Origin of the sequence: Peteryoungia algae (assembly GCF_030369675.1) — a bacterium.
GTDB classification, from domain to species: domain Bacteria; phylum Pseudomonadota; class Alphaproteobacteria; order Rhizobiales; family Rhizobiaceae; genus Allorhizobium; species Allorhizobium algae.
Genome location: NZ_CP128477.1, coordinates 3,786,731 through 3,807,061 on the forward strand (window position 1 = coordinate 3,786,731; position 20,331 = coordinate 3,807,061).

Genomic DNA, 20,331 nt, shown 5'->3' on the forward strand with positions numbered 1-20,331 from the left:
CAGAACAGTCCGATCCCGTCGGAACCGAAGTCTTTGGAGGAAGATGACCGATGCCTGTCTACAAGGCCCCTGTGAACGACACGCTTTTCATTCTCAACGACGTGCTTGGCCTGGAGCGGTACAACAACCTGCCGGGTTTCGAGGACGCGACCCCCGACATGATCGAGGCGATCGTCGGTGAGGCGGCGAAGCTCGCGGAAGAGCAGCTTTTCCCGCTCAATCTCTCCGGCGACCAGGAAGGCTGCGTCCGTTCGGATGACGGTTCGGTCAAGGCGCCGAAGGGCTTCAAGCAGGCCTATGACGCCTACTGTCAGGGCGGCTGGCTGGGTCTCGCAGTGCCGGCCGAATACGGCGGCCAGGGCCTGCCTTACATCCTGCATTCGGCAGTCGGTGAATACATGTCGTCGGCCAACATGGCGCTGATGATGTATCCGGGCCTCACCCAGGGCGCGATCGCCGCGATCCTGGAGCACGGCTCCGACGAGCAGAAGCAGAAATACCTGCCGAAGATGGTCGAGGGTGTCTGGACCGGCACGATGAACCTCACGGAGCCTCATTGCGGCACCGATCTCGGCCTCCTGCGCACCAAGGCCGTGCCGAACGGTGACGGCTCCTACAAGATTTCCGGCCAGAAGATCTTCATCTCGGCCGGCGAACACGACATGTCGGACAACATCATCCATCTGGTCCTTGCCCGTATCGAGGGTGCACCTGAGGGCACCAAGGGCATCTCGCTCTTCATCGTGCCGAAATTTATGGTCGGCGACGACGGTTCGGTGGGCGACCGCAACACCGTCACCTGCGGTGCGATCGAGCACAAGATGGGCATCCACGGCAATGCCACCTGCGTGATGAACTATGACGAGGCGACCGGCTATCTCATCGGCGCCGAGAACAAGGGCCTGGCGGCCATGTTCGTCATGATGAATGAAGCCCGCCTCGGCGTTGGCCTTCAGGGTCTGTCGATCTCCGAAATCGCCTATCAGAACGCTGCAAATTATGCGCGCGAGCGCATCCAGGGCCGCTCTCTGTCCGGCGTCAAGGCGCCCGAGAAGAAGGCCGATCCGATCATCGTCCACCCGGACATTCGTCGTGTCCTGCTGACCATCAAGTCCTTCAACGAAGCCGGTCGCGCCTTTACGCTGTGGACGGCGCTCAAGTCCGACATCGCGCACCGCTCGGGGGATGCCACGGAGAAGCAGCTTGCCGACGACGTGCTCGGCCTGATGACGCCGATCCTCAAGGGTGTCTTGACCGACAAGGGCTTCGACCATGCGGTCATGGCCCAGCAGGTCTACGGCGGCCACGGCTACATCGAAGAATGGGGCATGAGCCAGTATGTCCGCGATGCGCGCATCGCCATGATCTACGAAGGGGCCAACGGGATCCAGGCGCTCGACCTCGTCGGCCGCAAGCTCGGTCTCAACGGCGGTCGTGCGGTCATGGCGCTGTTCAAGGAAATCGGAGATTTCTGCGAAGAAAACCGCTCGGACGAGAACCTCTCGGCCTTCACCAAGAGCCTGAAGAAGGGCTTGAACGACCTGCAGGCCTCGACCATGTGGTTCATGCAGAATGCCATGGCAAAGCCCGACAATGCCGGTGCCGGTTCGACCGACTACATGCATCTCTTTGGCCTCGTCGTGCTCGGCTATATGTGGGCGAAAATGGCAAAGGCTGCGAACGAGAACCTCGCCGCAGGATCCGGTGATGCCGACTACTACAAGAACAAGCTGCTGACCGGCCGCTTCTACATGGAAAAGATCATGCCGGAGACGGCATTGCGCAAGGCCCGCATCGAAACCGGTGCCGACAGCCTGATGGAAATGGCCGCCGAGGCGTTTTGAGTTTTGCCCCTCACCCTACCCTCTCCCCGCATGCGGGGAGAAGGTGCCGGCAGGCGGATGAGGGGCGTCGCCCCGTCAAGATCAAGGCGCCCCGTGCGCCCAAGGGAGAGAGACGATGACTGAAGTCTTCATTTACGACCACGTGCGCACGCCCCGCGGGCGCGGCAAGAAGGACGGATCGCTGCACGAAGTGCCGACGCCGCGTCTGGCCGCCAAGACGCTGGAGGCGCTTCGCGACCGCAATGGCCTGGACACCTCGACCGTCGACGACATCATCTTTGGCTGCGTCGATCCGGTCATGGAAGCTGGCGCCGTCATCCCGAAGGCGGCTGCTTTCGAGGCTGGCTATGACTTTTCCGCCCCCGGCATCCAGATCTCGCGCTTCTGCGCGTCTGGCCTCGACGCGATCAATCTTGCGGCCGGCAAGGTCGTGGCGGGCTCGGACGACATCGTCATCGCCGGTGGCGTCGAGAGCATGTCCCGTGTCGGCATGGGCATGTCGGGCGGCGCCTGGTACATGGACCCCTCGGTCAATTTTCCCGGCTATTTCATGCCGCAGGGCGTGTCGGCCGACCTGATCGCGACAAAATATGGCTTCACCCGTGACGACGTCGACGCCTATGCCGTCGAAAGCCAGAAGCGCTCGGCCGCATCCTGGGCTGCCGGCAACTTTGCCAAGTCGGTCATCCCGGTGAAGGATGGCAATGGTCTCGTGATCCTCGACCGCGACGAACACATGCGCCCCGGCACTGACATGCAGTCGCTGGCAAGCCTCAATCCCTCGTTCCAGATGCCGGGCGAAATGGGCGGCTTCGAAGCCGTTGCCATCCAGGCCCATCCGGAAATCGAGCGCATCAACTACATCCACCACGCTGGCAACTCGTCCGGTATCGTCGATGGTGCCGCCGCTGTTCTGGTTGGCTCCAAGGCAGGCGGGGAATCGATGGGCCTGAAGCCCCGCGCCCGCATCCGTGCCTTCACCAATATCGGCTCGGATCCGGCGCTCATGCTGACGGGCCCGGTTGACGTGACCGAAAAGCTCCTGAAGCGCACCGGCATGAAGATCTCCGACTTCGACCTGTTTGAACTGAACGAGGCCTTCGCCGCCGTCGTGCTGCGCTTCATGCAGCATTTCGAGGTCGACCATTCGAAGATGAACGTTGCCGGCGGCGCGATCGCCATGGGCCATCCGCTCGGTGCCACCGGCGCGATGATCCTCGGCACGGTGCTCGACGAGCTGGAACGCCGCGATCTGAACACGGCCCTCGTCACCCTCTGCATCGGCGCTGGCATGGGCACTGCCACCGTCATCGAACGCGTCTGATTTCCGGGAGAAGTAAGATATGACTTACAAGAACTTCACCATCGAGACCGACGCAGACGGCATTGCCCTCGTCACCTGGGACATGCCCGACAAGTCGATGAACGTCTTCACCGTCGAAGTCATGGACGAGATCGAGAAGATTCTCGACCAGACCGTTGCCGATGACGGCATCAAGGGCGTGGTCTTCACCTCCGGAAAGTCCTCCTTCTCCGGCGGCGCCGATCTGACCATGATCAAGGGCATGTTCTCCATGCTCGAAGAAGAAAAGGCCAAGGACCCGGCAGCTGCCGTCCAGAAGCTCTTCGACGCGGCCGGTCGCATGACCTGGCTCTGGCGCAAGATCGAGACCAATGGCAAGCCTTGGGTCTCGGCGATCAATGGCACCTGCATGGGTGGCGCGACCGAGCTGTCGCTTGCCTGCCATGGCCGCGTGGCGTCGAACGCGAAGTCGGTCAAGATCGGCCTGCCGGAAGTCAAGGTCGGCATTTTCCCCGGTGCCGGTGGCACACAGCGCGTGGCACGTCTCGCCAACACGCAGGATGCCCTTCAGATGATGACCACCGGTCAGACACTGTCGGCCGCTCGCGCAAAGGCCATGAACCTGGTGCATCAGGTCGTCGAGCCCGGCGAATTGATCAATGCTGCCAAGCAGATGATCAAGGACGGTTTGAAGCCGGTCGCCCCCTGGGACGAAAAGGGTTTCAAGGTTCCCGGCGGCGGCATCTGGACCCCGGCTGCCGCCCAGCTCTGGCCGGCTGCCTCCGCGATCCTGCGCCGTGAAACCGCGGGCAATTATCCGGCAGCACTTGCCATCTTGAAGAGCGTCTATGAAGGCCTGCAGGTTCCCTTCGACACGGGCCTGCGCATCGAACAACGTTATTTCACCGAGATCGTCCAGACTACCGAAGCCTATTCGATGATCCGCTCGCTTTTCGTCTCGATGCAGGAGCTGAACAAGGGCGCCCGCCGCCCGGCTGGTCAGCCGAAGTCCGAGATCAAGAAGGTCGGTGTCGTCGGCGCCGGCTTCATGGGCGCCTCGATCGCTTATGTCACGGCCGCAGCCGGCATTAATGTCGTGCTGATCGATCGTGACATGGAAGCCGCTGGCAAGGGCAAGACCCATTCCGAAGGTCTTGTCGCCGGCGCTGTCGGTAAGGGCAAGCTGACCAAGGACGATGGCGACAAGCTTCTGTCGCTGATCACCCCGTCCGACGACTACGGCACGCTGGCCGATGCCGACCTCGTCATCGAGGCCGTCTTCGAGGACCGCGATGTCAAGAAGGCCGTCATCGAGAAGGTCGAGGCCGTGCTGCCGGAAGGCGCGATCTTTGCCTCCAACACCTCGACGCTGCCAATCACGGGTCTTGCCGGCAATTCCAAGCGTCCGGTCGATTTCATCGGCATCCACTTCTTCTCGCCGGTCGAGAAGATGATGCTGACCGAAGTCATCCTCGGCAAGGAAACCGGCGACAAGGCACTCGCCGTGGCACTTGATTACGTTGCTGCGATCAAGAAGACCCCGATCGTCGTCAACGACACCCGTGGCTTCTTCGTCAACCGCTGTGTCCTGCGCTACATGGCCGAGAGCTACAACATGCTCATCGAAGGCGTGCCGCCGATCATGATCGAAAATGCGGCCAAGTTCGCCGGCATGCCGGTCGGTCCGCTCGCACTGAACGATGAAGTCGCGATCGATCTCTCCTACAAGATCCTGAAGGCCACCGTTGCCGATCTCGGTGAAAAGGCAGTCGATCCGCGCCACATGGAGCTGGTTGCCCGCATGGTCGAAAAGGAAGAGCGTTTCGGCCGCAAGAACGCCAAGGGTTTCTACGACTACCCCGCAAAGCCGGCCAAGAAGCACATCTGGCCGGGCCTGAAGGATCTTTATCCGCAGCAGAAGCCGGATGACGTCAACGTCAAGACGCTGCAGGAACGCTTCCTCGCGACCATCGCACTGGAAGCCGCCCGCACAGTCGAAGAAGGCATCGTCACCGACCCGCGCGAAGCGGATGTCGGCTCCATCCTGGGCTTCGGTTTCGCACCTTACACCGGTGGGGCGCTGTCCTATATCGACGGAATGGGTGTGAAGACCTTCGTAAGCCTCTGCGAACGCCTCGCCAAGCAATACGGCCCGCACTTTACCCCGACGCCGCTCCTGAAGGACATGGCAGCCAAGGGCGAGACCTTCTACGGCCGTTTTGACCCCTATGGTGAAGCCGCAAAGGCTGCTTGAGCCTGGGGATCTGAATGCATTGGAAAAGGCGGCTTTCGAGCCGCCTTTTCTTTTTCGGGTCGTGTAGTCGGTCTCAGTTCGTCAGTTCATAGGAGCGCCGCAATCCCTGACGATCGAGCCACGCAATGACCGCCTCCGGTTCGTCCGTCTGGATGATCGTCACGCCGCGTTCGACAAAGAAGCCCCAGACATCCTCCGGGCGGCCTGTCGAGAGCGCGAGATAGTCGCCGCGCCCGCCGGCGACCATGCCCTCCGGACGATCGGCGATCGGATAGGTGTTGATCCATAGATGTGCATCATTGCGGATTGCAGCGGCACGTGCGAGCGGCGACAGCAGCGGTCCGCCATCCGTGGTGATGGGTTGCGTGGCATCGCGGTACCAATGGACAAGCTCCGCAGCGGGCGCCCCGAGCGCCGACTGTGTACGGTCGATGAAGGCCGGTTCGGTCACGGCATCGTCGGCAAGGATCGGCATGAAGGCGATGTCTGGGCCAATTGCATGGCGGATGTCTCGGGCAAGCTGCAACCTTTCCGCGTTCCAGACTGCGAGCTTGAGCAAAACGCCCTCCGTCATGTCGAGGCTGCGCGCGAGATCGGCGACCTCGACCAGGGCTTCCGGTTCAAGCTTGTTGTCGATGTTGATCAGGATCCGGCCGCGCGCATGCAGCATTGCCTCTTCCAGCGTAAAGACACGCTCCTCGGTCAGCGTTTGCTGACCTTCCACAATCAGCCGACATGACCTGAGTTCGGCAAGCGTATGGTCTGCGACCTTGCCGCGACAGGTCGTGGTTCGGTCCAGTGTCTCGTCATGCATGATGACCAGCACGCCGTCCTTCGATCGGCGCACGTCAAGCTCGACCAATTCCACGCCGGTTGATGCAGCATGATCCATCGCCGCGAAGGAGTTTTCGGCGCGGACGGCAAGACCGTCCTTCTTCCACCCTGCACGATGGGCCACGACCATGATATGGTCGCGGTTGAGATTAGCCTGGACAAGGCGGTCATGTATGAGGGCCGCCCGGTTCGACGGGGGGAGGGGCGCGAGACTGGCGGCCCCGGTAACGAGGGAGAGCAGCAGGGCAGGGACGAGAACCGCGAGACGCATGAGCAGGGCTCCGATCTACAATATCGTTCCTGCCGCATTAGGTGCTTCGGATGAAGCGCCCGTGACGGTTTTCTGAAGCCTCTGTGACAGGCAAGCATGGAACAGCCACGTAGCTCGTCCCGTTGAGCGCTGGCCTAGAAAGAAAAGAAGGGAAACCTGCATGACGACAGCGACCGCCATACCGGATCACTACAGGGCCATCGAAGTCGAACTTCCTGTAAACGCTGTGCTGCATCTCTGGCTGAAGGCAGTGACGCCGGATGAACCAGGGGCGGTGTCCTTGTACAGTTCAAACGGCAAGTTCGGCGAAGTGCAGGCTTCGAATGCCGAGGAGAACTCCTTCCGCATCTACCAGGTCTTTGGCGGTGGTACGGTGACATTGGCCTACGACATGGCGGTGACGTCGCTCTCGGTCGCCTATTGGTTCACGCCGTCAGACGTGCTTGAAACCGGCATTGCGGTCATCCATACCAACCCGTCCAATGAGCCGCCGGACTTGCCCTACGGCTATCATTTCCGCCCGCCCTTCGGTTGGATGAACGACCCCAACGGCTTCGGCCGCTTCGGCGGACGGCCGCATCTCTTCTATCAGCATTATTCGCATGGCCGGATCTGGAACAACATGCACTGGGGCCATGCCGTCTCTTCCGACTATCTGCGCTGGCGCCACCTGCCGGTCTTCCTCTTCCCGTCGGAGGAGCTGAGTGTCAGGCCCGACAAGCGTGGTGGCGCATTTTCGGGCTCAGCGATCGCGCGCACCGATAGTCCCGGAATCAGGGTGTTCTTCACCGAAAAGATCGCCGACCGCACGCCGGAGCAGGAGATCCAGCTCACGGCGATATCGACGGATCTGTTCAGCGCGGGCGCCGCGGAAGTCTTTCTGCCCCATCGACCGGATGGCGAAGGCCTCACATTTGATTTCCGCGATCCCTACGTGTTTCGAGGGCCGGACGGTCTCTGGAAGATGCTGCTCGGCAGCCAGAGCACAGGGGGTGGCGTAATCCTGCTCTATGAGACGCAAGATAATACGGCAGCCGGTGGCTGGACCTATGTCGGCAAACTCTACACCGAAACCCGCTTTGAGACCTCGGCGCTCGAATGCCCCTGCCTCCTCCCGATCGGCGGCGACCACCGCGATCCTGCAACCCGCTGGGCGCTGATCTACGGCTTGATGAATGGCGAAGACAAGGAGACGGGCCGGCGCAATCTGACCATGATCGACATCGGCTGGTTTGATGGCAGAAGCTTTGCCAAGTCCTTCGGGCGGGAACTGGATTTCGGCACTGACAATTATGCCTTCCAGGCCTTTGTCGATGGAGGAACACCGGTTGGCATCGGCTGGCTCGGCAATTGGGCCGATACGGGACCCAGCATCGATTTTCCTTCGGCAATGACCCTGCCGCGCCATCTGGTTCTGGACGGCGACACGCTGCTGACCCCGCCCATCGGTGCTGCCGAAAGTCTTCGCGCCCGCATGCTCGACAGAACGCGCCTGTCGAGCGGCCAGTCGGTTGTCCTGCCCACCGGCGCCGCCGAGATCGCCTTCGAGCTTTCGGAAGCGGGCAGCGCATTCCGGCTGGAACTCGATCACCCTGATATCCGTCTCGCGATTGTCCAGCATGACGAAGGGCTGGAGATCCTGCACGGCTATCTCGATCGTCCGGACGAGCCGCCGGGGCCGCGTTATCTTGCGCGCGGTGCCGATGCCCGCCGCCTGCGCATCTTTCTCGATTATGGATCGCTCGAAATTTTCGCCGATGATGGCCGGATTACCGGGACCAAGCGGATTGCAGGTTTCGAGCCTGTGCGCGAAATCAGGCTCGTCGCCGAGCCGGGTGTCGTCAGCAACGCCACTGTCTGGTCTCTGAGGCTCTGACATCCCGGCGCATCGCCTCTCATTGGCCTGTTAACGAGCGCAGAATAGGTTTGCCGAAAGTCAAACGGGGCCGGCAAGGTATCCGTCGTCGGCTACTGAAATTATTCAGCGGCAGCCCGTCGCTGTGACGAAATCTGGGTGATGAAGGCTCTGAGAGCAGCGGGCCGGACAGGTTTGTGCTGCAGCGTGATCGAATGACGTTCCGCTTCGGCCCGCACCTCGGCCGAACGGTCGGCAGTGACGAGCAGAGCCGGTACGTCGGTCTTGGTCAGCGCCCGCAGTCTGAGGATGGCGCCGATGCCGCTCCCGTCATCGAGGTGATAATCGCCGATGACGAGATCCGGCGGTTGGCTGGTTTTCAGGATGTCGTCCATCTCGGCGATCGAGCCTGCGCATTCGACGCTACAGCCCCAGCCGGAGATCAGGAGGTGCATGCCTTCGAGGATCTTCGGCTCGTTGTCGATGCACAGAACGCGGAAGCCCTGCAGCGATGGCGTCGTGCGACTGCCGCCATCGAGCGGCAAGACACTCTTCGCAGCAGGCTTGGCAATGTCGACCGGCATCACGACCTTGAAGGTCGTGCCCTTGCCGGGCTGTGACGAGAGTTCGACCGGGTGCTGCAGGACCTTGGCGATGCGGTCGACGATGGAAAGGCCGAGTCCGAGACCGGAGGCTGAGCGCATGCCCTCCTCCAGGCGGGCAAATTCCTTGAACACAGTGCGGAATTTGGAGGGCGGAATGCCGATACCGGAATCCGTCACCTGGATCACCACTTTGTCGCCCAGGCGCCGCGCACCGACGACGACCCGGCCGGATGGCGTATACTTGATCGCGTTGGAGACGAGGTTCTGCACGAGACGTCGTAGCAGCGTCGGGTCGGAGCGCACCGAGAGCGTCGTCGGCATGACCACGAGCTTCAGGTTTTTCTCCCGCGCCATGGGGGCGAAATCGGTTTCGATACGCTGCAACAAGTTGCTCAGGGGCACACTGGAGAAACGCGGTTTCATCGCACCCGTATCGAGGCGTGAAATGTCGAGCACGGCGCCGAGAATGCTCTCGACCGACTCGAGAGCCGAATCGATGTTCTCGACCAAGGCACTGTTTTCGGACACGCCCAATCGCTCCACCAGTGAGGAGGAGTAGAGACGGGCGGCATTGAGCGGCTGAAGGATGTCGTGGCCCGCAGCGGCGAAGAAGCGGGTCTTGCCGATATTGGCTTCATCGGCAGCCGCTCGCGCTTCGGCCAGCGCGTGGTTGACCCGCGTGAGTTCGGCCGTCCGTTCGCTCACGCGTTGTTCCAGCGTCTCGTTCGCCTGTTTGAGGGCCTGATCTGCCGCCACGCGGGCCGTGATGTCGCTGAAGGTCGCAACCAGACCCTTGTCCGGCATGAGGTTGCAGCGGACCTCGATGATCCGCTTGCCGCCGGCCAGCACCATCTGGAACGGGCTGTCGAACTGGTGGAAACTGCGGATCACCGCCTGCGTGTCGCCGGATGGTACGTCGCCCCGTTGAGACAGCATCGCGATCATGTCGAGCAACGGAAACCCGACCTGGCCGACGTGTTCCGGGAGATCCAGCAGCGTTCGGAACCTCCGGTTCCAGATTGTCAGCCGATCGGAGGCGTCGAAGACCGCGATACCCTGTTCCATCTGGGCGAGCGCCGTCTGCATCATGTCCTGGTTGTACTGCAGGGCCTCGGATGCCTGGTCGAGCAGCCAGACCGTATCGGCAGACGGATCCTCTGCCTTTTGCAGGATCAGCGAAAGGACGAGACGCGCCGAGGAGGAGCCGATGGCGCTGCCGAGAAGTTGTTCGGAGAAATGGATGAAGGTCATGTCCGCCGGACTGTCATCCGCCAGTTTGTGCCCCACTGTCTGCTCATAGGAGCGGAAGGAGCGCTCCATGCGCTCGTTTCCGAGATAGCGCGCGATTGCAGCCTTGAGATCGCCGACCGCGACGCTGGTTTTCCAGCCACGCGTCGCGAAGTTGGAACGCGGCTGCCGTTTGATGAAAATCGCCGACTGGATACGTTCCACAGGACGGGGATTGCGGCTGAGCGAGCCGATGACGAAGGCGAGCGAGTTGATCAACAGGCTGAAGATCGTCGCATTGACAAGGGGATCCGCATATTGCGGCTCGAACATGGAGAGCCCGGGCAGGAGGAAGCCGAGAACCGTGGACGCGATCCACGAGTGATCCTCGGTGCCGAGACTGGGCAGGAACAGCAGATAGGCCCAGACGAGGAACCCGGTCGTGAGCCCGGCAATGGCACCTCGCGCATTGGCCCGCCGCCAGATCAACCCGCCAAACATGGCCGGCGCGATCTGGGCGATGGCGGTAAAGGACAGGAGGCCGATCTTGGCGAGGCCGGTCGTGTTATCGGCCGAGCGGTAATAGACATAGCCGAGAAGCAAGACGCCGAAGATTGCGGTGCGGCGAATATGCAGCAGCGTCTTGGCGAAATCTTCCCGCTGGCTCGGTCGTCCCAGGAGCTTGTGCCGCAGGAAGATCGGCAGGACCATGTCGTTCGACACCATGATCGCAAGTGCCACGGAGGCCACGATGACCATGGCCGTCGCTGCCGAGAAGCCGCCGATGAAAGTGAGCAGTGAGACGAAGCCTGATTCTGCCTGCAGCGGCAGCGACAGCACGTAAAGGTCGGCATCGCCCGTGCCACCGAAGACTAGAATCCCGGCGATGGCAGCCGGCAGCACGAAGATATTGATCGCAATCAGGTAGATCGGCATCAGAATGCCGGCGAGCTTCAACTCTCGCGGTGTCCGATTTTCCACCACGGTGACGTGGAATTGGCGGGGCAGCATGATGATGGCAAACGCCGAGAGCGCGATCAGGAGGATCCAGCGACTGGCTGGCGTCTCATGAGTGAGCGCCGCCATGACGGCCTCGCTCTCGGTCGCCTTCTGCCAGAGATCGGCCGGGCCGTCGAACATCGTCCAGATGACGAAGATGCCGAGGGTCCAGAAGGCGACCAGCTTGACCACCGACTCCATCGCGATGGCGAGAATCAGGCCGTCCTGGTGTTCAGTGGCATCGGTATGGCGCGTGCCGAAGATCACGGCAAAACAGGCGAGAATGAAGGCGACGATCAGCGGCAGGTCAATGAAATAGAGATTGCCTGTGCCGATGCCGTAGGCCGTCGGATCCATGACGGCAGCGACGGAGCTCGACACCGCTTTCAGCTGGAGGGCGATGTAGGGAATGATGCCGACGAGATAAATCACCGTCACCAGCATGCCGACGACGGGATTCTTGCCGTAGCGCGCCGCGACGAAATCGGCCCCGGAGGTAATCTTTTCCGTCTTGGCGAGCTCGACGATCCGCCTCAGGACCGGCATGCCCAGCGTATACATCAGGATCGGCCCGATATAGATTGCCATGAATTCGAGGCCGTACTGCGCCCCCAGTCCGACCCCGCCAAAATAGGTCCAGGACGTACAATAGACCGCCAGGCTGAGGGCGTAGACCACAGGCCGGCCACCGGCGGGAACGCCGTGCACACGGGTCTTGCGGTCGCCGAAGCTGGCGACGGCGAACAGGAACAGCAGGTAGCCTAGTGCCGACGCTACGATGATCCAGCCTGGGAACACCTTCTCCTCCTCGACATCCTCGGACGGAACCTTAGGGCAAGTCTCGGCCTTTTGAAATCGCTCGCATCATTGACCTTAGTCGAAACCCTGACATCGGAATGTGCCGATTTACCATTTCCGAAAACGTTAAGATTGATTAACCATAACGCGGGCAACCGTCGCCCGGACGGGTCCGGACCACAAAGGAGCAGGGGACAATGTTACAGGAATTCAAGACATTCATCGCGCGCGGCAACGTCATGGACCTTGCCGTCGGCGTGATCATCGGCGGGGCCTTCGGCCTCATCGTCAATTCGCTGGTACAGGACATCGTGATGCCGATCGTCGGCGTCATCTTCGGTGGATTCGACTTCTCCAACTACTTCATACCGTTGAGCAGCAATGTCACGGCAAACTCGCTGGCGGCGGCCCGCGAGCAGGGCGCGGTCTTCGCCTATGGCAATTTCATCACCGTCGCCATCAACTTCTTGATCCTCGCCTGGATCATCTTCCTTATGGTCAGGGGCGTAAATGCACTGCGCAAGTCGATGGAAAAGGAAGAAATGGTAGCCGATGAAGCCGCGCCGCCACCGGCCGACGTTCAGCTTCTGACCGAGATCCGCGATCTCCTCAAGACCCGCTGAACCGCCGTTCCTCGTCCGCTTGGCGGGCGGGGAACCTATCAGCAGGATCGATCCTGTCCTCAAGGAATATCATGGGATTTTTATCCATTGATCGGCTAGACAAAGCACACCGATCGAAGGAGTGAAGACCCGATGCCCTTGCTGGACAGCCTCAGCCCCCGCGCACTTGCCGCACCGGAAAGCGGTATCGTCGAGATCATCAACTATGCGCGCGGCCGCGATGGTCTGCTTCCACTCTGGGCTGGCGAAGGCGATCTTCCGACGCCGGATTTCATCAATCGTGCCGCAAGCGATGCCCTGCTCGGTGGAGAAACCTTCTACACCTGGCAGCGCGGCATTCCCGAACTGCGGCAGGCTCTCTCGCGCTATTACCAACGCCACTTCGGCGCCGACCTGCCGGTCGAGCATTTCTACCTCACGGCGTCAGGCATGCAGGCGATCGCGCTTTCCGTACAGGCTCTCACCTCGCCGGGTGACGAGATGATCTATCTTTCGCCCTGCTGGCCGAACATCGTCTCCGCGATCGATCTGGCGGGTGCCAAATCGGTCTGCGTGCCGCTTTCCTTCACGGAGGGACGCTGGGTTCTCGATCTGGACCGGCTGGAAAAGGCGATTACCCCGAAGACCAGAGCACTCTTCATCAACACGCCGTCCAACCCGACAGGCTGGACGGCAAGCCGCGAAGACCTCAAGGCGATTCTGGAGATTGCCCGACGCCACGGCATCTGGATTCTCGCCGATGAAATCTATGCGCTCTACTACTACGGTGGCGCCGAGCGAGCCCCTTCCTTTCTCGACGTGATGACGGAGGGCGACAAGGTGATTTTCGCCAATTCCTTCTCGAAGAACTGGTCGATGACCGGTTGGCGTGTCGGCTGGATCGTGGCCCCGCCGGAACTTGGCCAGGTGCTGGAAAATCTCATTCAGTATTCGACGTCCGGCGTCGCCCAGTTCATGCAGCGCGGAGCCGTCGTCGCCCTCGATCAGGGTGACGATTTCGTTCGCGAGAACATTGCAAGGGCCATGGCCTCGCGCGACATCCTTTGCGATGCCCTGATTGCCACCAACAGGGTCGAGACACTGAAGCCGGAAGGTGCGCTCTACGCCTTCCTCAAGATTGATGGCATCACCGACAGCCGACAGGCAGCGCTCGACATCGTCGACAAGACCGGAGTCGGAATGGCGCCGGGGACGGCATTCGGCGAGGGAGGGTTGCCCTTCTTGCGGGCTTGCTTCCTGCGCAATCCCGCGCATATCGCGGACGCCGCCGAGCGTCTCGGCAGCTACATCAAGGCGCTCTGAGACAGGTTTGGCGGGTCGCTAAAATTTGAATGAAACGGCTTAGAGCCGCTTAACGATGAATCCAGATAGGCAAGCTATTTCAGAGGCTTGGGTGCGCTTCATAAGCACTCCGTAAGAAGCACGTGCTTTCCTCCCGATAACAAGAACAACGGGAAGAACTGTCATGGCGATCTTGGTGACGGGGGGCGCAGGCTTCATCGGCAGCCACATGGTTTGGGCTCTGCTCGACGCGGGCGAGGATGTTGTCGTCGTTGATCGACTGTCCACCGGATTTCGCTGGGCCGTAGCGCCGGGTGCGCGCTTTTATCTGGGCGACATTGCCAAGCCGACGGTCCTGAAACAGATTTTCGCTGAAAACGAGATCGAGGCGATCATCCATTTCGCCGGCTCGATCGTGGTGCCGGAATCGATCGCCGATCCGCTGACCTATTACGAGAACAACACCGAAAATACTCGTCGTCTTCTGTCAGCGGCCGTGAAAGCCGGCATCGACAAAGTCATCTTTTCCTCGACGGCTGCAGTCTACGGATTGCCCGACAAGCCGCTGCCCGTGCGTGAGGACGCCCCTCTGCGTCCGGAATCGCCCTATGGCCAGTCGAAGCTGATGAGCGAGATGATGTTGCGCGACACGGCGCGCGCCCATGGTCTCTGCTATGTTGCCCTACGCTATTTCAACGTCGCCGGTGCAGATGTGAAGGGCCGCGCTGGGAATTCGGCGGCGGGTGCCACGCATCTCCTCAAGGTCGCTTGCGAGGCGGCATTGGGCAAGAGATCCTATATGTCGGTCTACGGTACGGACTACGATACGCCTGACGGTACAGGCGTGCGGGACTACATCCACATCAACGATCTCGTCGATGCTCACCTGCAGGCGCTCCGCTACCTGCGGAAAGGCGGCGGCCCCCTTGTCGCCAATTGCGGTTATGGCAAGGGCTATTCGGTCCTCGACATCGTCGAGGCCGTGCGCCGCGCCACGAATGTCGATTTCAAGGTGGATTATGCTCCGCGTCGTCCGGGTGACGCATCGCTCGTGGTCGCCGACTCGACGCTGGCCAAACAGGTTCTCGGCTGGGTGCCGCGCTATGATGACCTCGGTGTCATCGTGGACACGGCCCTGTCCTGGGAGCGCCGCCTCGAGGAAATTGCCATGCCCGATATCAAGGATCTCCGCCGCAAGCTCGCCAGCGGCTTCTGAATACATGGTTCGTTGCGCCAGAGAGACGCCACCCCGGCCTGCCGGGGTGGCGTTTTGGCGAGCAGATCGCGCTGTCCGCAGCAATCTCCAATTGACGTGGATCAAGTTGGCCTGCGGCCTTGCCGCCTATGACTATGAAAAGGCCGTCGGGACTGGGGCCCGGCGTGTCAGACGGATCATGGAGATGGCTGATGGCGAAGCGCCCGAGCGGCTGGTTGGCCGCCCTGCTGGTGGTCGTAATAGGCGGTGGCGCTTACTACGGCTGGAAGACCTATGAAGGCGATGGCCTACCCGAGCATATTGCCCACGGGAACGGCCGCATCGAGGCGGTCGAGATCGATATCTCCACCAAGACCGGCGGTCGGGTGAAGGACATTCTCGTCGGCGAAGGCGATTTCGTCACGGCAGGGCAGGTGCTTGCCGTCATGGAAACCGATCAGCTCGATGCGGGCCGCCGGCAGGCGGTGGCGGAACACCGCCGGGCAATGGTCGCCGTCGATACGGCAGGCAGCGTTGTCGACCAGCGACTGGCAGAGCGAGAGGCGGCAATCGCGACCGTCGCGCAACGCGAGGCGCAACTCAGTGCTGCCGAAACCAAGCTTGCCCGGACCGAACGCCTGATTGAAAGCCGAACGACCAGCCAGCAGGTCGCAGATGACGACAAGGCCGCAGCCGCAGGTGCACGCGCGGCGCTCGCAGCGGCAAAGGCTCAGGTGTCGGCCGCCGAGGCCGCGATCGGCGGCGCGCGCGCCCAGGTGATCGACGCTGAAGCAGCCGTCGCCGCAGCGGCAGCTGCCCTTGAACGAATAGAAGCAGATATTGCAGACAGCACGCTGCGTGCGCCGAGGGACGGTCGTGTCCAATATCGCGTCGCTCAGCTCGGCGAGGTCCTGGGTGCTGGCGGCCGGGTGCTGAACATCGTCGATCTCTCCGACGTTTACATGGCCTTCTTCCTGCCGACAGCAGAGGTCGGACGTATCGCCCTCGGCAGCGAAGCCCGCATCGTGCTCGATGCCGCCGCCGCGTATACCATCCCGGCGCGGGTCAGCTTCGTCGCGGATGTTGCACAGTTCACCCCGAAGACCGTGGAGACCGACGAGGAACGCGAGAAACTGATGTTCCGGGTCAAGGCGCAGATCCCGGAACCTCTGCTCAAGAAATATATCCAGCAGGTCAAGACGGGGCTGCCGGGCATTGCCTATGTCAATCTCGATTCCGAAGCCCCCTGGCCCGAAAGCCTGACCACAAACCTGGTGCAGTGAAATGGACGGGGTTTTGGAGACGCTGAGGGGGGATCCGGTCATACGGCTCGACGGCGTCGGCCTCTCTTATGGCAAGACGCAAGCCCTGCGGGACATCTCGCTTGACGTCTCCGCCGGCCTTATGGTCGGTCTGATCGGACCAGACGGTGTCGGCAAGTCGAGCCTGCTTTCGCTCGTCTCCGGCGCCCGCGCCATTCAGGCGGGCCGGATCGAGGTCCTGGGTGGCGACATGGCGCGTGCCTCTCATCGCCAAAAATCCTGCCCGCGTATTGCCTATATGCCGCAAGGCTTGGGCAAGAACCTCTACCCCACGCTCTCGGTCTTCGAGAATGTCGACTTTTTCGGCCGGCTCTTCGGCCAGGCTCGTGGTGAACGGGAACATCGGATCTCGGGCCTGCTGCATGCAACGGGCCTTGCAGCCTTCGCCGATCGGCCGGCCGGTAAACTGTCGGGCGGCATGAAGCAGAAGCTGGGCCTCTGCTGCGCCCTGATCCATGATCCGGATCTTCTCATCCTCGACGAGCCGACCACTGGCGTCGATCCGCTGTCGCGCCGGCAATTCTGGGAGCTGATCGACGGCATCCGCGCGCAGCGGCCTGGAATGAGCGTCATCGTGGCGACAGCCTATATGGAGGAGGCCGAGCGTTTCGATTGGCTGGTCGCCATGGATGAAGGCCGCATCCTGGCGACGGGAACGCCGGCTGAACTTCTTACCCGGACCGGAGCCGGTACACTCGATGCTGCCTTTGTCGCTCTATTGCCCGCAGACAAGCGCGGTCGCGCAGAACCGCTGCACATCCCCTCTCGACAGGTGGGCGTGGAGGATGAGATTGCGATTCGGGCCGACAACCTGACCATGCGCTTTGGCGACTTCACGGCCGTTGATAACGTCAGCTTTCAGATCCCGCGCGGCGAGATTTTTGGCTTTCTGGGGTCCAACGGCTGCGGCAAGACGACGACCATGAAGATGCTGACGGGGCTGCTGGCCGCGAGCGAAGGTAGAGCCGAGGTCTTCGGCCATCTCGTCGATCCCAAGGACATCGCGATCCGCCGTCGTGTCGGCTACATGAGCCAGGCCTTCTCGCTCTATGGCGAGCTGACGCTGCGTCAGAATCTGGAACTGCATGGCCGGTTGTTCGGCATGGCGGCAGCCGAGATCGAGCCACGTATTGCAGATCTTGCCGCGCGCTTCGGCCTTGCGCGGGTGCTGGATGAGTGGCCGGACGCCCTGCCGCTTGGCATGCGCCAGCGTCTTTCCCTGGCCGTCGCACTGATCCATCGGCCTGATATCCTGATCCTCGACGAACCGACTTCGGGCGTGGACCCGGTGGCGCGTGACGGCTTCTGGCAATTGCTCGCCGATCTCTCCCGGCGCGACGGTGTGACGATCTTTGTCTCGACACACTTCATGAACGAAGCGGCACTCTGTGATCGCATTTCGCTGATGCATGCCGGCAGGGTACTCGTGACGGATGCACCCGAAGCGATCGTTTCAGGTTGCAAGGCGCAGGACCTGGAACAGGCCTTCATCCAGTATCTGGAGACTGCGATCGGTGAAGAAGCCACGCCCAGTTTCGCCGTCGGACAGGACGAACCGGGGTCCTCAATAGACGAGCCGCAAGCCGCAAGACGACGCAGGCCTCTCCTCGATCGGCGCCGCCTGCTGGCCTTCAGCCGTCGAGAGGCGCTCGAGCTCGTCCGCGACCCGATCCGTGCGACCCTGGCCATGGTCGGTAGCCTCATCCTCATGTTTGTCATCGGCTATGGCATCAACCTTGACGTCGAGAACCTCACCTTTGCAGCACTCGACCGCGACGACACAGTGCTGAGCCGCGAATATGTCGCCGAGATTGCCGGCTCGCGTTATTTCATCGAGCGGCCGCCGATTGCCAGCTACGAAGAACTCGATCGGCGCATGCGCTCCGGCGACATCAGTCTCGCCATCGAAATTCCGCCTGGCTTTGGCCGAGACCTCGCGCGTGGCAACCGCAGCGTGGAGGTCGGCGCCTGGATCGACGGCGCAATGCCGTCGCGTGCCGAGACCGTGTCTGGTTATGTCCAGGGCATGCACGCGACCTGGCTGGCCCGAAAGGCCCGCGAACTCTACGGCGACGAAGCAATGGCGACGGCTTTCGAGATCGAAATCCGCTATCGGTACAATCCGGGCCTGGAGAGCTTGGTATCCATGGTGCCGGCCGTCATTCCGCTTCTCCTGATGCTGATCCCGGCCATGCTTTCGGTGCTGAGCGTGGTGCGGGAAAAGGAACTCGGCTCGATCATCAACTTCTATGTCACGCCCGTCACGCGGCTGGAATTTCTGCTCGGCAAGCAGCTGCCCTATATCGGCATTGCCTTCCTGAACTTTTTGATGCTGACCGCCTTTGCCGTCTTCGGCTTCCAGGTGCCGCTGACGGGCAGCTTCGCCGTTCTGGCACTGGGCGCCTTTCTCTATGTCTTCGCCGCCACGGCGCTTGGTCTCCTGCTCTCGAGCTTCATGAAAAGCCAGATCTCGGCGATCTTCGGAACCACGTTGCTGACCATCATTCCGGCGGTCCAGTTTTCCGGCATGCTTTCGCCAGTCTCGGCATTGCAGGGGGCGGGCGCTCTGATCGGCCAGATCTATCCGGCGAGCCACTTCGTCACCATTTCCCGCGGCGTCTTCTCAAAAGGGCTGACCTTCGTCGATCTCGGCCCGCAACTCCTGGCGCTGGCGATCGTTGGACCCCTGCTGCTTGTCGCCGGCACCCTTCTCCTCAAGAAGCAGGCGGCGTGAACCATGCGTCTGGCAAACATCTTCGAACTCGGCATCAAGGAACTTCGCGGTCTCGTACGCGATCCGGCCCTGATGCTTTTGATCGTCTATGCCTTCACGCTGAACATTTACACGGCCGCAACGGCCGAACCCGAAACGCTGAACAAGGCGGCGGTCGCCATCGTCGATGAGGATCGCTCGCAAGTGTCGGCGCGGATCGAAAGCGCGCTCTATCCGCCCTATTTCCTGCCACCGAAGATGATCGCCTCCACCGAGATAGACCGGCGCATGAACGCCGGCCTCGACACCTTCGTGCTCGACATTCCACCGGAATTCCAGCGCGATCTTCTGGCCGGACGAAGTCCGCAGATCCAGCTCAACATCGATGCCACGCAGATGACCCAGGCTTTTTCCGGCGGTCGCTACATCCAGGAAATCGTCACCGGGGAGGTGACGGATTTCCTCAACCGGGGAGAGGCCGAGGATCGGGCGACAGTGTCTTTGTCTCTGAGGGCGCGTTTCAACCCTGAGCTCGACAAGGGCTGGTTCGGCGCGATCAATGAGGTCATCTCGGCGGTGACCATGCTCTCGATCATCCTGACGGGGGCGGCCCTCATCCGCGAACGGGAACATGGCACGATCGAACATCTTCTCGTCATGCCGGTAACACCCGCCGAGATCATGCTAAGCAAGATCTGGTCGATGGGTCTCGTCGTGCTCCTGGCGACCGTCTTTTCCCTCTTTGTCGTCGTGGAAGCCGCTCTCGATGTCCCGCTGCGGGGATCGATGTCCCTCTTTCTGGTCGGAGCGATCCTGCAACTGGTCGCCGCCACCTCCATGGGGATTTTCCTGGCGACAGTGGCCGGTTCGATGCCGCAGTTCGGGCTCTTGCTGATGCTGGTTCTATTGCCGCTGCAGATCCTGTCCGGCGGTATGACCCCGCGTGAAAGCATGCCGGAGGTGATCCAGTGGATCATGTCGGCGGCGCCCAACACCCATTTCGTCATCATGGCTCAGGCGGTCTTGTTTCGCGACGCGGGCATTGGTGTCGTCTGGCCACAGATCCTGGCGCTGGTCGCGATCTCTGCCGTTTTCTTCGTTCTCTCGCTCAAGCGTTTCCGCGCATTCCTGCGCTGACTGGTCCAGGTCCAGACCACGAAAAAGCCGGAGATGCGGCGGCATCTCCGGCTTGCTCTGGCGGTCGTTA

12 protein-coding genes are annotated in these 20,331 nt (G+C 61.6%); 10 read left to right on the forward strand and 2 right to left on the reverse strand.

The features are described 5' to 3' along the window. Nucleotides 1–50: 50 nt before the first annotated feature. From QTL56_RS17975 to QTL56_RS17985, 3 genes are all read left to right on the forward strand, one after another. A complete protein-coding gene (locus QTL56_RS17975) occupies nucleotides 51–1,844 on the forward strand; it encodes an acyl-CoA dehydrogenase C-terminal domain-containing protein (RefSeq protein WP_245134572.1) in 1,794 nt (597 codons plus the stop codon). A gap of 115 nt (nucleotides 1,845–1,959) precedes the next feature. Then, nucleotides 1,960–3,168, forward strand: coding sequence for an acetyl-CoA C-acetyltransferase (locus QTL56_RS17980; RefSeq protein WP_229573272.1), 1,209 nt, complete (start codon nucleotides 1,960–1,962; stop codon nucleotides 3,166–3,168). A 19-nt stretch (nucleotides 3,169–3,187) separates the two neighbouring features. Next, nucleotides 3,188–5,401 (forward strand): FAD-dependent oxidoreductase, encoded by a 2,214-nt coding sequence (locus tag QTL56_RS17985; RefSeq protein ID WP_229573270.1) that lies wholly within the window; start codon nucleotides 3,188–3,190, stop codon nucleotides 5,399–5,401. Between the two features lie 73 nt (nucleotides 5,402–5,474). Here QTL56_RS17985 and QTL56_RS17990 read toward each other — a convergent pair whose 3' ends face one another. Next, nucleotides 5,475–6,506 carry a glycerophosphodiester phosphodiesterase family protein gene (locus QTL56_RS17990; RefSeq protein WP_245134574.1) on the reverse strand — a complete coding sequence of 344 codons (1,032 nt, stop codon included), beginning with the start codon at nucleotides 6,504–6,506 and terminating at the stop codon, nucleotides 5,475–5,477. A gap of 160 nt (nucleotides 6,507–6,666) precedes the next feature. Here QTL56_RS17990 and QTL56_RS17995 point away from each other — a divergent pair, with 160 nt between their 5' ends. Next, nucleotides 6,667–8,382, forward strand: a complete 1,716-nt coding sequence (locus tag QTL56_RS17995) for a GH32 C-terminal domain-containing protein (RefSeq protein ID WP_245134575.1) — start codon at nucleotides 6,667–6,669, stop codon at nucleotides 8,380–8,382. A gap of 101 nt (nucleotides 8,383–8,483) precedes the next feature. On the opposite strand, the gene QTL56_RS18000 is transcribed toward QTL56_RS17995, so the two are convergent. Further along, nucleotides 8,484–11,990: a PAS domain-containing hybrid sensor histidine kinase/response regulator gene (locus tag QTL56_RS18000; protein WP_245134577.1), complete on the reverse strand. Its 3,507-nt coding sequence runs from the start codon at nucleotides 11,988–11,990 to the stop codon at nucleotides 8,484–8,486. 197 nt (nucleotides 11,991–12,187) lie between these two features. On the opposite strand from QTL56_RS18000, the gene mscL reads away from it, so the two are divergent. The 6 genes from mscL to QTL56_RS18030 all read left to right on the forward strand — a co-directional run bounded on the left by mscL (nucleotide 12,188) and on the right by QTL56_RS18030 (nucleotide 20,261). Next, on the forward strand, nucleotides 12,188–12,613 hold the full coding sequence (gene mscL / locus QTL56_RS18005; RefSeq protein WP_229573264.1) for a large conductance mechanosensitive channel protein MscL: 426 nt from the start codon (nucleotides 12,188–12,190) through the stop codon (nucleotides 12,611–12,613). A 132-nt stretch (nucleotides 12,614–12,745) separates the two neighbouring features. Beyond that, the gene (locus QTL56_RS18010; protein WP_245134580.1) at nucleotides 12,746–13,915 is read left to right on the forward strand and encodes a pyridoxal phosphate-dependent aminotransferase; all 1,170 of its coding nucleotides are present in this window, start codon (nucleotides 12,746–12,748) and stop codon (nucleotides 13,913–13,915) included. Nucleotides 13,916–14,078: 163 nt separating this feature from the next. After that, on the forward strand, nucleotides 14,079–15,110 hold the full coding sequence (gene galE / locus QTL56_RS18015; protein WP_229573261.1) for a UDP-glucose 4-epimerase GalE: 1,032 nt from the start codon (nucleotides 14,079–14,081) through the stop codon (nucleotides 15,108–15,110). 191 nt (nucleotides 15,111–15,301) lie between these two features. Further along, nucleotides 15,302–16,372, forward strand: coding sequence for an HlyD family secretion protein (locus QTL56_RS18020; RefSeq protein ID WP_245134582.1), 1,071 nt, complete (start codon nucleotides 15,302–15,304; stop codon nucleotides 16,370–16,372). A 1-nt stretch (nucleotide 16,373) separates the two neighbouring features. After that, nucleotides 16,374–19,145, forward strand: a complete 2,772-nt coding sequence (gene rbbA, locus QTL56_RS18025; RefSeq protein WP_245134584.1) for a ribosome-associated ATPase/putative transporter RbbA — start codon at nucleotides 16,374–16,376, stop codon at nucleotides 19,143–19,145. Nucleotides 19,146–19,148: 3 nt separating this feature from the next. Beyond that, on the forward strand, nucleotides 19,149–20,261 hold the full coding sequence (locus QTL56_RS18030; protein ID WP_245134586.1) for an ABC transporter permease: 1,113 nt from the start codon (nucleotides 19,149–19,151) through the stop codon (nucleotides 20,259–20,261). The last annotated feature ends 70 nt before the right edge of the window (nucleotides 20,262–20,331 follow it).